The following is a 14362-nucleotide window of genomic DNA, read 5'->3' on the forward strand; positions in this document are numbered from 1 at the left end:
GATGTCGTCCATGGGTTGCGAGGCTACAATTTTCGCAGCTCCGTGCGCCTCCCCGCCGAGGAAAGCCCGCCGGACAGCGGCTACCGTTTCCGGTCAGCGAGGAGCCGTGCGGCCTCCGCTACCCGCTCCCTGTCGCCGAGGCGGATGAACAACTCGCCCGCCTCCACGAGCGCCGCCTCACCCTCCCGATCCTCCAGCGCCCTGCCCAGTAGCACCAGCGCCTGAGCCTGGAACCGCAACCACCCCCGGGCCCGCCACAGCCCGACCGACTCCCGCAGATATGCCGCCGCCTCAGCCGGCCGCCCCGCGACCAGTTCGATCTCCCCGAGCACGTCCAGCGACTCCGCCACATGGTGCGTCATCCGATGTTCGCGCGCCGCCGCCAGCGCGGTCAGGGCGGTCGGCCGGGCCGCGTCATCGCCTCGCCCGAGTGCCACCCGGGCTTTCACGATCAAGGTCAGGATCAGGGTGTACGAGTCTGAGTGCCGCTGTGAGATCGCCAGCGCCTCCTCGAGGTACCGGCCGCTTTCCTCGAACTGCCCAGCCCGCCCGTGCGCGATCCCGAGGAACTGCAGGGCCGTCGCCACCCACCGCGGGTTGCCCAGCTCCCGGGCACACGCCAGCGCCTGGTGCAGATGCCCGACGGCCTCCATCAGCCGCCCCGACTCCCCGCACGCCACCGCCAGCGCGAGATGCGCCCGCGCCTGCCCACCCACGTGCCCCGCCTGCACCGCCCACCCGAGCGCCACCCCGGCGACCTCCAGCGCCTCGCCGTGGCGCCCGGTGGCCGTCAGCGACCAGGACCGCATCACCGCCGTGTCGGCCATCCCGCCGAACTCGCCGGCCTGGCGGAACAGCTCCTCGACCTGTTCCGCCTCCGCCGACGACCGGGCCATCGCCTCCGCACCGTGCGACTCGGTCACCCAGGTCGTCAGATCAACCAACCCACGGCGTACGACCGCCTCGCCCCGCAGATTGCCGGCCCGCCGGCACGCGTCCAGTGCCAACCGGCTGCTGGTCTCCCACTCGGCGTACATGCCCCGCACGTCGAAGTACTTCTCCATCTGCTGGACCAGGTCGTACGCCGTCTCGTCGTCGCCGGTCCCGCACGCCTGCCGGATCAGCGCCTGCACCGCCGCCTGCTCCGCGTCGAACCAAACGATCGGGTCCGCGCCGTCCAGACCCGCCGTCACCTCAGCGACGCCGGCCCGGGGCGTGCTCCCAGGGATCGACGCGAAGCACGGCCCGGGCATCCGGACCGACAGCCGCTCCGCCACCGCCAGCCACCCGCCCATCCCACGGCTGACCGCGTCACGCAGCCCCTGCGGCGCGTCCTCGGCGCGGGACCGGTCCCGCGCGAACAGGCGCACCAGGTCGTGGAAGCGGTACCGCGCCTGCCCGGCCACGTCGATGCCGACCAGGGTCAGCAGGTGCGTGTCGACGAGCGTGTCGAGGTCGTCGGCACCGTCCGGCGACAGCACCTCCGCCAGCCAGCCCGGGAAGTCCGGCACGTCGAACGCGCCGAGCCACCGGAACAGCCGGCGGGCCGACGCGGTGAGACCGTGATAGCTCAGGGCGATCGACGCGCGTACCTGAAGATCCCCGACGCACAGGCGGTCCAGCCGGCTCTGCTCGTCGCGCAGCAGCGTGACCAGATGCGACAGGGTCCACTGCGGCCGTGAGGTCAGCCGTGCGCCGGCGATGCGCACCGCCAGCGGCAGCCCGTCGCAGAGCCGGACCACGTCGGCGGCGGCGTGCGGGTCGCCGTCGACCCGGGCGTCCGGCAGGATCCGGGCCAGCAGCCGCACGCCTTCGTCACCGCGGAGCACGTCGAGCTGGGTCCAACGGGCGCCGGCGATGCCGGGCAGCCAGCGGCGGCTGGTCAGCAGGACGGCGCACCCGGCGGAGCCCGGCAGCAGCGACTGGACCTGCTGCTCGGAGCCGGCGTTGTCGAGGACGACGAGCACCCGGCGCCCGGCCAGCATGCTGCGGTACAGCTCACCGCGTTCGGCGGGGTCCGGCGGCACCGCGGGACCCGGCACGCCCAGGGCCCGCAGGAAGCGGCCCAGCACCTCGGCGGGCGACGGCGGGGAGATGTCGGTGCCGGCCAGATCGGCGTACATCTGCCCGTCCGGATAGTCCGTGGCGATCGTGTGCGCGACGTGGACGGCCAGCGTGGTCTTGCCGACCCCGGCCATGCCGGTGATGCCCGCGACGGTGAGGCCGGCCGGATCGGTGCCCGGCGACAGCACCTTGTGCAGCACCCGCAGCTCCTCGTCGCGTCCGGTGAAGTCCGCGACGGCGGGCGGAAGGTGGGCCGGAGCCGCCGCCGGGTACGGCGCCGGGGCCTGCTCCGGCTGCTCGTCGTCGAGGATGCGCCGATGCAGCTCCTGCAGCTCACGCCCGGGCGCGACACCCAGTTCGGCGCGCAGCAGAGCGACCAGCGAGGCGTATTCGGTCAGCGCCTTGGCCCGGGACCCGCTGCCGTGCAGGGCTCGCAGGTAAGGCGCCCACAGCCGCTCCCGCAGCGGGTGCGCGGCCAGGATCGCCGGCAGTTCAGTCGCCAGCACGGCGTGCTCACCCAGCGCCAGGCGCGCCTGCGCGTGATCCTCGGTGGCCGCCAGCCGGGACTCGGCCAGCCGGGCCGTCTCCGGCCCGAACCAGTCCAGCTCGGCCAGGTCTTCCAGCGGCGGGCCGCGCCACAGGGCGAGCGCGCGTGCCAGCCGGTCCGCCGCGCGCACCGGCCGGTCCTCCTGCAGGGCTCGCCGGCCGTCGGCGGCCAGAGCGGCGAAGAGCATCGCGTCGCACTCCTCCGCCGCGACGTCGAGGCGGTAGCCGCCGGGGACGTTCGTCAGGCGAGTCCCGCCCGCAGCGGCTGCGGTGTCGAGGACCTGGCGCAGAGCCGACACGTAGGAGTGGAGGTTGGCCCGGGCCGAGGAGGGCGGGCTGTCACCCCACAGCGCCTCCTCCATCTCGGCGGTCCGCACCACCCGGCCGGCCCGCAGCAGCAGCATCGCCAGCAGCGCCCGTTGCTTGCGGCGGCCGACCGGGACGAGCTCACCACCGGGACGGCGCACCTCGAGGCGGCCGAGAACGCGATACAGCATCGGACCCCCGTGTCCACTGTCGACTGACTCGCAGTGTGTCGGGTCCCTGGCGGCGGGCACAATCACCGTGGCCGGAAGCGGCCACGATCGATCAGGCCGCGTCCTGACGGATCAGCCTGCCGCGGAGAGCGCTGAGATGCTCGCCCGGACGGCGTCGTAACCGGGGTCCCGCAGCCGGCCCTCGCGCCGCAGGTCGTCGAGCTCGTCGAGCAGGTCGGCCATCTCCTTCGCAACCTTCTCCTGGTCGCCCTCGGCGGCCTCCTCGGCGACCTTGTCGAGTTCCTTGCGCAGGTCGCGGGAACCCTTCTCGTCGAGGTTCCCGGCCGCCACCTGCTCGTCGATCACCGCCTGGACCGCCGCCACGGAACCCACCGGGCGGGCGTCTGCCGGCGTGGGAGCGGACTGCGTGGTGGCCGGCGGCGTGGTGGCGCTCGTGCTCTGCGTCTGCGGGGCCGCGGCGGTGGGGGACGACGTCCTCGGGGCGGGGGCTGCCGGTGCCCTGGTGGTCGTCGCCGTGGTGGGGCTGACGGTGGGGGAGGCCTGCAGGCGGGACTGATCGGAGCGGGTCACGAGCAGGATGGCGGCCACCCCGGCGACCAGCACGGCGGCGATCAGCGCGAGGACACCCGGGCTCATCGTCGGCGGGTCGGTGAGGGCGGGCAGCGTACGCGTCGGGACCGTGGCTGCGGCCCGCACCGGTTCGCCGCCGGCCCGTTCCGGCTCCGGGCCGGCCGGTGCTTCACCGGGCGGTGCCCCGACCACCGGTGCCCCGACCACCGGTGCCCCGACCACCGGTGCTGTGTCGATGGCCGTCGGCTGCAGGTCCAGCTGTTCGAGGATGGCCCGCACCTCGCCCGCCCCGGCGGGCCGATCCGCCGGGGACTTCGCCAGCAGCGACTCGACCAGCCGCTCCAAGCCGGCCGGCACCTCGGGCCGCAGCGTGGAGACCGGCGCGGCGACGCTCTCGACGTGCAGCCAGGCGATCCGGAACGGGCTGTCACCGGTGAACGGCGGCCGGCCGGTCAGCATCGCGTAGAGCACGCAACCCAGCCCGTACAGGTCGGTGCGCGCGTCCACGGTGTCCCCGGTGACCTGCTCCGGCGCCATGTAGGAGCTGGTCCCGACGATCTGGGCGGAACCGGTCAGCTCGGCCTGCCCGGACCCCACGACCCGGGCGATGCCGAAGTCGCAGACCTTCACCTGGCCGGTGGCGGTGAACAGGATGTTGGCCGGCTTCACGTCGCGGTGCACCACCCCGGCCGCGGCGGCCGACTCCAGCGCCGCGCACACGCCGATCGCGACCCGGACCGCCTCGGCCACCCGCAGCGGCCCGCCGGCCAGCCGTTGCGCCAGGCTGCCGCCCTGGATCAGCTCCATCACCAGGTAGGAGACGCCGTCGTCGGCGCCGACGTCGTGGACGGCCACGATGTTCGGGTGCGAGAGCGCCGCGACGGTGTGCGCCTCCCGGTCGAACCGGGCCGGCAGCGACGGGTCGGCCACCGCGTCGGTGTGCAGCACCTTCACCGCCACGCTGCGCCCCAGCCGCCGGTCGTAGCCCTGCCACACCTCGGCCATGCCGCCGCGGCCCAGCAGTGATCGCAGCTCGTACCGGTCGCTCAGGACGCGCTCCATGCGTCACCCTGACACAACCCGGCGCGACACGCATCTCACGTCCAGTAGAGGACCCGGCACTCCGGCAGCCGCACCGCGATCTCCTCGTGGAACCAGGTCCGCAGCTCAGCCATCGTCTCCGCCGGATACACGTACTTCACTGCGCCGAACTTGCCGTGCTTGCGGCTGCGCGCCGCCTCGTCCATCTCCAGCTTCGTCCGCGGGTACCAGCCCAGCAGCACCTCCTTGCTGCCCGGCGTGAACCGGTGGGTGATCAGCTCGGCGGTCAGATCCAGCCCGTCCACGCCGCGCACCGCCGCGGCGATGCCGTCCAGCAGTTCCCCGTAGTGGTCCCGCCACTGCGGCACCGCGATGATCGGCGCGATCGTGACACCCACCGGATAGCCGGCCCGAGCCAGCCGGCCCAGCGCGGCGAGCCGATCCTCCAGGCGGCTGGTGCCGCCCTCCACCCGAGTCGTCACCGGAAGGCAATTCACACTCATCCGCACCCGGGTACGCCCTGCGTGCGCCAACCCGAGAAAGCCGTCCACGTCGTCGAACTTCGTCGTCCAGCGCAGCTGCACCGGGGCGTCCCAGGCGCCGAAATGCTCGACGGCCCGCCGCCAGCTGCCGGTGAGATGGTCCAGCGCCAGCGGATCGGTGTAGCAGGACGCCTCGAACGTGGTCCCTTCATCCCGCCGGGCCTCCCGGCGGGACGTGATCGTGCCCCGGCCCACGTACTCGTCCAGGCCCGCCAGGATGTCGTCGAGGTCGGCGTACACCCGAGTTACCGGCGGCCCGGACAGCGAACCGGCCAGATAGCAGTACTGGCAGTGCGCCGGGCAGCCCTCGGCCAGGTCGAACCGCCAGTCCGCGCTCGGCGCGATCGGCTGCAGCTTGCGCCGCGACGGCGGGCTCACCACGATCGCCATCGTCGACTTCGCCCGCGCGTAGGTTTCCCGCTCGGTCTCCCCGCGCAGCCCCGTCAACCGGTTGCCGCGCAGCCGCTCCACCTCGAGCCCCTGCTCCTCGACCAGCGCCATGATGCGCCGGCCGTGCGCGTGGTCATACGCCGCCGGGGTGGCCACCACCCGCTTCGGCATCCACCGCCGCGCCGGCCGCGGCGGTGGCGCCACCGCCGCCAGATCATGCGTGGCAACCGCCTCACCGGAGGCGCTGTGCGGTGCCGCGGGCACGTCGGGTGCCAGCGGCCGGGTCACGTCCACCGAGTTGAGCGACACCCTCGCTACGTACCCTGACCTGGCCGGATCTACCGCTCGGCGCAGATCCGGCCGTCGGATGCGGCCTTGCCGCCTCGCCGGGTGCACCGGTCGGCGTTCCCCCTGGCCCGGCCGGCGGCATCGCATGCGCCGGGTCCCCTTAAGACATTGATGGGAGTACCATCCCTGTGCAATACGCGCCGTCGGGTTGCGGACGCACAATCTCGTAGGATGCAGATTGGAGCGACATGGAACGACTCGGAAGTGCTCCGGAGGTCTCGTTCCAGCAATTTGCAGTCGTCGGGTGCGACATCATCGGACACTCTCAGGCCGAAGCTACGATGCAGCGGGCACGTATAGAGGAGATGAACCGAAGAATCGGTGAGCTCCTGGGCGTGGGCGATTCGGAAAATTATGTGTGGGCCTCCGGCGGCGACGGCGGATACGTAATCTTCACCCGCAACGACTGGGAGAGCGACTGCTGGCGCATCCTGACGGCGTTGAGGCAATGGAGCATGGAATCGCAAACCGCGCTGAGGATTGCTGCGCACTTCGGACCGTTGACTTTTGTGGTGGGCGCGGATGGGAGGCGGCAGCCTGTAGGTGACGGCATCAACGCCACCGCATGGTTGCTCTCGCGCTGCCCCGGCGAAGCGGCTGTCGCCTCGGGAAACTTCGTTGACGCCTACACCGCGGCCAAACCGGAGCAGCGTTCGACGTTCACCGAGAAAAGGATCCTACGGCGAGGTCTCGACCAATACGAGGCAGTTTATCTTGCCTCGCTCCCCGGCCTGCAGTCCGATTGGGAGCTGGGCACCCGGCTGGATTACGACAGACTCGCCATCGCGCTCGGCGCCCCGTCGCACTTCTTGTACGGTGAGGAGGAGGACCTGGATGCCGATCCGGACCGGACGCAGGAGCACGAAGAAGTCGACGCGAGCCAGAGATCCGGCTGGGACGCCTTGTACTACATCAAGCGCATCTTCCAGACGAACAGCCGCGACGAGTTGGTCAGCAGGGCACTGACGCGGAGTCCGCTCCAGGCTTCGGACCTGGAGTACATCGAGGTCCTCGGAGACCGCAAATCCCGTCGGGCAAATCCGATCTTCGCATATCTCGACGTGGACTCGATGACCGAATTGGTGAGCAGAAGCGAACTCGTGGAGCGTAAGTACAACGAGTTCATCTGCCACAAGGGCGAAGCCGGCGACACCATGTTCGTCATCTTGCGCGGAGAACTGGGTGTCTACCGTCCGGCGAATTCAAACGAGGTTCACGAGGGGAAGCCTGCTTTCACCATGCGCGAGGGGGACGTCGTCGGGGAACTCGCCTTCGCTATGGGCGGCCGGCGGACCGCCGATGTCATCTCCCTGACGGACACCGCTCTTCTGGCGATAAGCAGCCAGGATGCCGGGCTGTCTGCGGCGCAACATCTGGAAGGCCGGGTGCCGCCAGGCCTTCGCGGAGTGGCCGATCAGATCAGCCGATTCACGGATGCTCGAGTCCTTGAGCACGTCAGCCATCGGCTGGAGTTTCTCCTGGGAGAGAACCGCAGTGGTCCTCTGGCCAAAGGCGGCTGGCGTCAGAACCTTCGCATGATGCAGCAGCATGTGCGGCTGCACACGATCTCCCGGGACGCGTACTCCGTAGATCTCCGTGATCTGGATGACGGTGCGGGCGGATTGTTCATCCTGCTCTCCGGCGCGGTGGCGCCGACGGTCGCACCAGACGCGACCCTGTTCTTCAACGACCTGCCGGTGCTGCACGTCAACCTTCCCGGCGCCGTGGTCACCCCCTGGCGACGATTCGTCGTCGCCGGTTCTCAGGTAAGCATGGAAAGTGAACAGGTCCGAGTCCTGCAGATAAAGGCTCGAGGAATAAGTCGGCTCCCGGTGGCTGCCAGGAGCGGTTTGGTGGACAATCTCAAGAGAGCAACTGTTCGGCAATGTTATTCTGTCGATGTATTCATTGCCTACAATTCGGCTAATCGCGAGGAAGCGTTGGCATGGCAGACGTACCTCAAGAGCCGAGGGCTCAGCGTCCATGTCGAGCCACCGCCGAAGGCGCACGACAAGTTCGATGACCGCCTCCGGGACCTCCTCCAGGAGACGAGACTGGTCGTAGCCCTCATTTCTTCCGACGTCACCGCGAAGCCGGCCGAGGACAACTGGGTTCTTCGGGAGCTCAAATATCGCCAACGCACGTTCGACAATCCTTGCATCGGCCTCGTCCGATTGGCCGGAGGGCACCCCCAGGCCATTCTTCCGGGGTTCGCGTTCATCGATGCGGTCGGAGATCGCGCCGGAGCGATGAAGACCATCGGTGATGCGGCGATCGCTATCAAGCAGGGGCATGAACCCTCACCCTTCGCCCTGAGGCTTCCATCAACGGATGACCGGGTGTGAGGCTGGGCGGGCCACTACTGCGCCTTCGTGGTGGACACTGTTCTCACCAGCGACCACTTCTGCGATCATGTCGACCTCGCCTCTTCGCCGCACTCGGCTACCGGGCCGACTCAACCGGGTCGCCCCGATGTCAGCTTCGACCTGAACACGTGCTGGTCGCAAGCAACGTGGGGCAGCACGCGGTTGACCTCAGATGCCGCCCCGGGCACCCGGCCGCCAATATGCGGGCCCTGATTCCTCGGGACAAGGCACGTGCGGCGGTAGCCTGATCAGACGCGGATGCACATGCCGATGAGGCCGGGCATGCCCAGCGACAACATCTGGCTCGACTTGAAGAGTTGAGGGAGCAGCCGATGACCGAGGCCGTACCGACGCCGTGGACCATTGTGGTCGATGACAAGATCTACGAACTTCTGGAGCGGACGGCGTCAGACCACGACACCGATTTCAACGGTGCGCTTCACCTCCTCCTTGATCCCGGTACTGAACCCCTGGACAGATCAGAGAACGATGATGACTGAAGGCCGCGGGTCTCAGCGCCTGCTCACTCCTCGATGTGGGCTCATCGGTCGTCCGATAGTGGACCAGGAGCCGGCGGGCCGGGGGCACCGTGCCCAGCCGAAGGCGACGTGGGCCGGGCGAGAGTCGGCGGCGTGAATGTCAAGGGGCTCCTGAGCCGGTCGGTGCGGGTCACGACCGCAAGCATCGACGAGGTGAGCCCGACGTTGTGGACGGACACCGACGCAGGCCGGTACGCCGGCCACGGGGAGACCTACCAAACCGCCATCCTCGAGCAGTACAAGACGTACGTGGAGATGGCGGACCGGGTCAGCGCCCGGCGAGGTCTGACGAATACCTTCTTTCTGACCCTCAACACGTTGGTGATCACTGCGGCCGGATTGCTGTGGAAGGAGCCGCCGAACGCCGACGCCGGGTTCCTGGCAGTGCCGTTGGCAGGTCTCCTCGTGCAATGCGCTGCCTGGTACTGGCTGTTGCGCTCTTATCGACAGCTGAACTCCGCCAAGTACATCGTGATAGGCGCGCTGGAGGAACGGCTACCAGCATCTCCGTACTGGCGAGCCGAATGGACAGCGCTGGGTAGGGGTGAGACTCCGTCCCGGTACTGGCCGTTGAGTCACATCGAACAATGGATTCCGGGCTCGTTCGCTCTGATCTATGTAGCCGGCTTCATCGTCGCTCTCCTGGCCTGACGGTGGAGGTGCGGGGAGCAGACAGCGGCAAGCTCAGCCGCTGTTCACCCGTCACTGGGCCGCGCCGGCTCACTGGGCCGCGCCGGCTCACTGGGCCGCGCCGGCTCACTGGTCCGCTTCGGCTCACTGGTCCGCGCCGGCTCACCGGCCGGCGCTGAGCCGGCGGGGGAGCGGCCCCACGTCGGACTGCCGGCCCGGGCGCATCCGGGCGTGCCGCTGCCCCGGCCCGTCACCGTCGCGGGCGGCCAGCGCGTCGGCCACCGCCCCGGTCACGAAGCCGTAGACCGTCTTGTGCAGCAGGTCCACAGCCAGCTCGGCCCGCGGCCACGTCGTCGGCGGCGCGCCCACCCCGGTCGCGTTCTCCAAGATCTGATCGTTGGTCAGCCGCACGACGGTGAACATCCCCGACGACCACGCGCCGCGCAGCCCCGCCTGTGCCATCACCCCACGCACGACACCGGCCAGCGCGCCCTGCCCGTAGTGCATGGCCAGGTTCATCCACCGCGGCGGCCGCCGCCCACCCTCCGGCGCCCCGGTCAGGCGCGCCAGCACCCGCGCCGGCACGTAAGAGTCGGGGCGCCCGGTGAGCCGCTGCTCCGCCTTCTCCACCACTGTCATGACGGCCGCACCAGCCAGCCCGGCCAGCGCACCTTGCCACACCGCATTCCTCAGCATGGCCGCTGCCTACCCGCCACCAGGCGTCGCACACCCGCGCGATCCATCTGCCGCCCGGCGCTTCACACCGGCGCGATCCATCGTCTGCCGGGCGTCCCACGCCCCCGCGATTCATCGCCTGCCGGGCGTCCCACGCCTCCGCGGTCTATCTGCCGCCCGGCGGCCCACCGTCCCGCGATCGGGCGCGCGCGAGCCGGACCACCGGGTAAGCCCGGCGGTCGCGGCAGCGCCTGGAGCGGCAGTGAGGTCGCGGTGTAGTCACGGGCGCTTACATGGGCGTACTAAAAAAGGTGGTTGAATCGGCTCTTAATCGTCGTCGTCGCCACCGTCGTCATCGTCGTCGCCACCGTCGCCGCCTGGGCAGCCGGTGAGCGCGAGGAGCACGCCCGCCGCGCCGGCCAGGCCGACCGTCCGGCCGAAGAAACCGCGGCGGCTGATCGTCGGAGTTCGGACCTCGTCGTCGGATCTGGTTCGCACGTCGTCCATCCCGGCATTCTCGCAGTGCCGGGGCCGATCCGCGCCCCTGCAATTCGTCACTCATCCTCGGCGAGCGTCACGACGAGCTTTCCGGTCACCCGCCCACGGGCGAGCCGGTCCATCGCCGCGGTGACCTCGGCCCACGGGTGGACGGTGTCGATGACCGGACGGACCTGTCCGTTCTCGACCATCCCCGCCACGGTGGTGAGGTCGTCGCGGTCCGGGCGGGCGACGACGGGGCGCATCTTGCGGCCGGTGGTCGGTGCGGTGATCACGGCGGTGAGGATGCGTCGGCCGGGGCCGAGCCAGCGACCGCCCGTGCCCGCCGACAGCAGGAGCACGCCGCCGGGTCTGAGGGCAGTGCGCAGCTCAGGCAGCGTGTGGTTGCCGGCCAGATCGAGGATCGCGTCGAAGTTCGCCGGCAGCGCCGTCGCGGTCTCATAGTCGATGACCTTGTCGGCGCCGAGCTCTTTCAGCGCCGTGACGTTGCGGCCGGCGCATTCGGCGGTGACGTGAGCGCCGTGGATGGTCTTGGCAAGCTGGACGGCGAAGGTACCGACGCCGCCCGCGGCGCCGGTGATGAGGATTCGCTGGCCGCTTCTGATCTGGCCTCGGAGTGCTTGGAGGGCGGTGGTTCCGCTGAGCGGGAGCGCGGCCGCGTCGGTGAAGGACATGCCTCGTGGTTTCGGGGCTAGCAGGGTCGTCTTGACGCGGACCAGTTCGGCGAGCGCGCCCGGGGACTCGGCCAGCACCTCGTCACCCACGCTGAAACCGGTCACGTCCGCGCCGACGGCCGCGATGCGGCCGGCAAGTGCGCGACCGACTACAAAGTTCTGCCGCGGCTTGCGGAGACCGCCGAGCCCGAACCGGATGGCGTACGGGTAGCCGGACAGCATCAGCCGGTCGGCGGCGTTGAGACCGACGGCGTGGACGCGGACGAGCACTTCGCCGGGTCGTGGAGTGGGGGCCTCGATCTCGGTGACCTCGACGCGGTTGTAGGCCGGTTGGATGAGCGCCTGCACGGTGACCTCCTGCTTACGTTGTAAGCTTACGGCGTAAGCATCGCATGAGGGCGCAAGGGAGACGGCCGTGGTGAAGGCTCCGCTGAGTCGGGAGCGGGTGTTGGACGCAGCCCTGGTGCTGGCCGACGCCGGAGGGACAGACGCGTTAACCATGCGGCGGCTCGGGCAGGAGCTCGGGGTGGAGGCGATGTCGCTCTACCGGCACGTGGCGAACAAGGACGCGGTGCTCGCCGGGATCACCGACCTGGTGATCGCCGAGGTTGTCCTTCCCGATGCCGAGCCGGGTTGGAAGGCGGCGATGCAGCAGCGTGGAATAGCCCTGCACGAGGCCCTGATGCGGCACCCGTGGGCGCCGGCGTTGCTGATGTCGCAGACCAACACCGGCCCGGCGATGCTGCGTTTCATCGACTGGACGCTGGGCGTGCTGCGCCGGGCGGGCTTCTCCTGGCGGTTGGCGGATCACGCGTGGAGCACGATGGACAGCTTCGTCTACGGCTTCACCATGCGAAAGTTGAGCTTCCCGATAGCGACACCGGAGTACGCCTCGACGGCGGCCGCCCATTTGCATCTGCTCGCCGACCATCCGCACATGGCCGAGATGACGCGCCTGGTCGCGGGAGGCGGACACCCGGGCGAGGCGGAGGTGACGTTCGGCCTCGACCTCATCCTGGACGGCCTCGAACGCGCTATATCACGAGCCTGAAGGGCTGGTGGGGGGACCTCGTTGTCAGGTGGGTCGCGGGGGTTGTTAAGTTCTTGAGCAGCAGGTCCGGGTGGCGGAATGGCAGACGCGCTAGCTTGAGGTGCTAGTGCCCTTTATCGGGCGTGGGGGTTCAAGTCCCCCCTCGGACACGTTAAACCCCATATCGATCATCGCGTGCGCCGCGAGGTCGGGTGGGGTTTCTTGCTGCCAGGCTCGAATGCGGGTTTCCGATGCTCCGCGACGGCAGTTCGTGGGTCTGTTCGCGCTGCTCAGCCAGGGTTGAACGCTGGTTTCCTTCAGGCGGCCGCTCGTCCGCAGCGTCTACCGCCTCTGGCTCGTCCTTTCCTGCCAGCGGGGTGGGCGGTCGGTTGTCGGCGGTTGCGATGGTGACCGTTGCGGGGCCGCAGACGATGACCGCGTCACAGCTCCGAAGATGTGCGGCCAGGTCGGCGGCGCCGTCCAGGCCGGTGAGCGCCGCGTTCCCGGCGATCAACTGCGCGACGAGCCGGGCCTGCGACCAATAGATCCAGCGGGGCGCGTCCGTGTTTGCGGACCGGGCGCTGGTGTGGCCGTGGCGGCAGCGGTAGCCGGGCCGGTCGTTGACCCAGTGCCCGGACAGCCGCCGTCCGCAGGTGGCGCAGATCAACAGACCGGTCAGGGCGTAGCGGCGATGGGAACCGTCTTCGGGCACGGCCTGGGCGGTGATGTTCTGGGCGGCGGTGAAGTCGTCGTCGCTGACCAGCGCGGGGTGGGTGCGGGCTGGGGAGATCACCCAGTCCGAGCGGGGGTTCCAGATCCGGACCGGGCCCAGGCTGGTGCGCCGGTCGCCCGGTGTGGCTTCGCGGTGGTCGGTGAACTGCCGGTTCCACACCTGCCGGCCGGTGTAGCGCGGGTTCGCCAGGATCGCGGCGACCGTGCGCAGCGTCCACACCGCCTGCGCGCGGTGCGGGTTACGGACCCGGTCGTAGACACCTGGTGAGGGGATGCGCCGTTCGTTGAGCTCCCGGGCTATCCCGGCGGTGCTCGTCCCGGCCAGACGGCGGGCGAAGATCCCTCGCACGTGCGGGGCGGTCACCGGGTCTGGTTCGAGGCGGTGTCGGCGCCGGCCCCAGCTCGCCTGGATGTGGTTCGGGTGTGGCCCGGCGTCGACCAGCTGGTAGCCGTACGGTGGGCGGCCGCCTTGATGGCGGCCTTGTTCGCGGACTTGGGCGGCCATCGCCGAGCGGACGCGGAACCGGGTCCGTAGCACCTCCCGCTGTGACTGATGCCCAAGCATCACCATCAGCGCGCGATGCTCCGGCTCCTCGAGGTCGACCGGACCTTCGGCTTCAGGCAGCCACAACTGCACCCCGCAGCTGTGCAGGGTCTCGATCACCCGGCGAGCCTCCCCGCCGGCGAACGCCCGCTCGAACTCACCCACCACCACCGCATCGAACGCGCGGTCCGGGTCGGCGGCCGCGGCCAGCAAGGCGGCCGCCTGCGGACGCTTGGCCCACGGCATACTCCGCGACGCACCCGGGTCGAAGAACTCCACCACGATCCGGCCCCTGCCGGCGACCAGCCGCTGCGCCGCCTCCAGCTGCCAGGCCCGTGACGACACCGGATCCTGATACTCACTCGTCGAGATCCGCCCGTAGAACGCGAATCGCAACCCGCCCGCGACACGTGGCCCGCCACGACCTCGAAGCCGTGGCGCTGATGGCGTGGCGGACATCCAGACGTCGAACGATCTTGATGATGGAACGGAGGAAGGACAGGGCGAAGCAGGCATCAGCCAATGCGCAACCCACTGCACAATCGAAGTGGAGCCGAGGGAGCGAACTGATTCGAAACTCCAGGAGGTCATGACCCCACCGGCCAGTCAGGCCGCGTGACTTGTTCTGTCACCTATCGGTGCAGCAGACCCATCGGGTTGATCCGCATGGCGAGAC

General features: G+C 69.9%; 11 protein-coding genes and 1 tRNA gene. 5 read left to right on the top strand and 7 right to left on the bottom strand.

The genetic code is table 11. From position 1 onward, the window contains the following. Positions 1–80 precede the first annotated feature (80 nt). The 3 genes from AC0NH5_RS30340 to AC0NH5_RS30350 all read right to left on the bottom strand — a co-directional run bounded on the left by AC0NH5_RS30340 (position 81) and on the right by AC0NH5_RS30350 (position 5959). Positions 81–3107 (bottom strand): AfsR/SARP family transcriptional regulator, encoded by a 3027-nt coding sequence (locus AC0NH5_RS30340; RefSeq protein WP_474410211.1) that lies wholly within the window; start codon positions 3105–3107, stop codon positions 81–83. Between the two features lie 111 nt (positions 3108–3218). After that, positions 3219–4739: a protein kinase domain-containing protein gene (locus tag AC0NH5_RS30345; RefSeq protein ID WP_474410213.1), complete on the bottom strand. Its 1521-nt coding sequence runs from the start codon at positions 4737–4739 to the stop codon at positions 3219–3221. A 35-nt stretch (positions 4740–4774) separates the two neighbouring features. Further along, the gene (locus AC0NH5_RS30350) at positions 4775–5959 is read right to left on the bottom strand and encodes a spore photoproduct lyase family protein (protein ID WP_474410214.1); all 1185 of its coding nucleotides are present in this window, start codon (positions 5957–5959) and stop codon (positions 4775–4777) included. A gap of 227 nt (positions 5960–6186) precedes the next feature. On the opposite strand from AC0NH5_RS30350, the gene AC0NH5_RS30355 reads away from it, so the two are divergent. From AC0NH5_RS30355 to AC0NH5_RS30365, 3 genes are all read left to right on the top strand, one after another. Then, on the top strand, positions 6187–8343 hold the full coding sequence (locus tag AC0NH5_RS30355) for a cyclic nucleotide-binding domain-containing protein (protein WP_474410216.1): 2157 nt from the start codon (positions 6187–6189) through the stop codon (positions 8341–8343). Between the two features lie 353 nt (positions 8344–8696). After that, positions 8697–8864: a hypothetical protein gene (locus AC0NH5_RS30360; RefSeq protein ID WP_474410217.1), complete on the top strand. Its 168-nt coding sequence runs from the start codon at positions 8697–8699 to the stop codon at positions 8862–8864. A 132-nt stretch (positions 8865–8996) separates the two neighbouring features. Further along, positions 8997–9554, top strand: a complete 558-nt coding sequence (locus tag AC0NH5_RS30365) for a RipA family octameric membrane protein (protein ID WP_474410219.1) — start codon at positions 8997–8999, stop codon at positions 9552–9554. 141 nt (positions 9555–9695) lie between these two features. Here AC0NH5_RS30365 and AC0NH5_RS30370 read toward each other — a convergent pair whose 3' ends face one another. The 3 genes from AC0NH5_RS30370 to AC0NH5_RS30380 all read right to left on the bottom strand — a co-directional run bounded on the left by AC0NH5_RS30370 (position 9696) and on the right by AC0NH5_RS30380 (position 11728). Further along, positions 9696–10229 carry a hypothetical protein gene (locus AC0NH5_RS30370; RefSeq protein ID WP_474410221.1) on the bottom strand — a complete coding sequence of 178 codons (534 nt, stop codon included), beginning with the start codon at positions 10227–10229 and terminating at the stop codon, positions 9696–9698. Positions 10230–10535: 306 nt separating this feature from the next. Next, positions 10536–10715 (bottom strand): hypothetical protein, encoded by a 180-nt coding sequence (locus AC0NH5_RS30375; protein ID WP_474410222.1) that lies wholly within the window; start codon positions 10713–10715, stop codon positions 10536–10538. A 47-nt stretch (positions 10716–10762) separates the two neighbouring features. Continuing rightward, a complete protein-coding gene (locus tag AC0NH5_RS30380) occupies positions 10763–11728 on the bottom strand; it encodes an NAD(P)-dependent alcohol dehydrogenase (protein WP_474410224.1) in 966 nt (321 codons plus the stop codon). Positions 11729–11795: 67 nt separating this feature from the next. Between AC0NH5_RS30380 and AC0NH5_RS30385 the strand changes: the two genes are divergently transcribed. Both AC0NH5_RS30385 and AC0NH5_RS30390 read left to right on the top strand, forming a co-directional pair. Continuing rightward, complete coding sequence (locus AC0NH5_RS30385; RefSeq protein WP_474410226.1) at positions 11796–12431, top strand: TetR/AcrR family transcriptional regulator C-terminal domain-containing protein; 636 nt, start codon at positions 11796–11798, stop codon at positions 12429–12431. 64 nt (positions 12432–12495) lie between these two features. Continuing rightward, positions 12496–12580, top strand: a tRNA-Leu gene (locus AC0NH5_RS30390). 2 nt (positions 12581–12582) lie between these two features. Here AC0NH5_RS30390 and AC0NH5_RS30395 read toward each other — a convergent pair. Further along, on the bottom strand, positions 12583–14277 hold the full coding sequence (locus AC0NH5_RS30395) for a recombinase family protein (RefSeq protein WP_474410228.1): 1695 nt from the start codon (positions 14275–14277) through the stop codon (positions 12583–12585). Positions 14278–14362 lie beyond the last annotated feature (85 nt).

The organism is Actinoplanes sp. 13 (assembly GCF_056134165.1).

Coding starts and splice junctions, on each gene's coding strand:
- AC0NH5_RS30340 (WP_474410211.1), bottom strand. CDS start 3,107: ATGCTGTATCGCGTTCTCGGCCGCCTCGAGGTGCGCCGTCCCGGTGGT.
- AC0NH5_RS30345 (WP_474410213.1), bottom strand. CDS start 4,739: ATGGAGCGCGTCCTGAGCGACCGGTACGAGCTGCGATCACTGCTGGGC.
- AC0NH5_RS30355 (WP_474410216.1), top strand. CDS start 6,187: ATGGAACGACTCGGAAGTGCTCCGGAGGTCTCGTTCCAGCAATTTGCA.
- AC0NH5_RS30360 (WP_474410217.1), top strand. CDS start 8,697: ATGACCGAGGCCGTACCGACGCCGTGGACCATTGTGGTCGATGACAAG.
- AC0NH5_RS30370 (WP_474410221.1), bottom strand. CDS start 10,229: ATGCTGAGGAATGCGGTGTGGCAAGGTGCGCTGGCCGGGCTGGCTGGT.
- AC0NH5_RS30375 (WP_474410222.1), bottom strand. CDS start 10,715: ATGGACGACGTGCGAACCAGATCCGACGACGAGGTCCGAACTCCGACG.
- AC0NH5_RS30395 (WP_474410228.1), bottom strand. CDS start 14,277: ATGACCTCCTGGAGTTTCGAATCAGTTCGCTCCCTCGGCTCCACTTCG.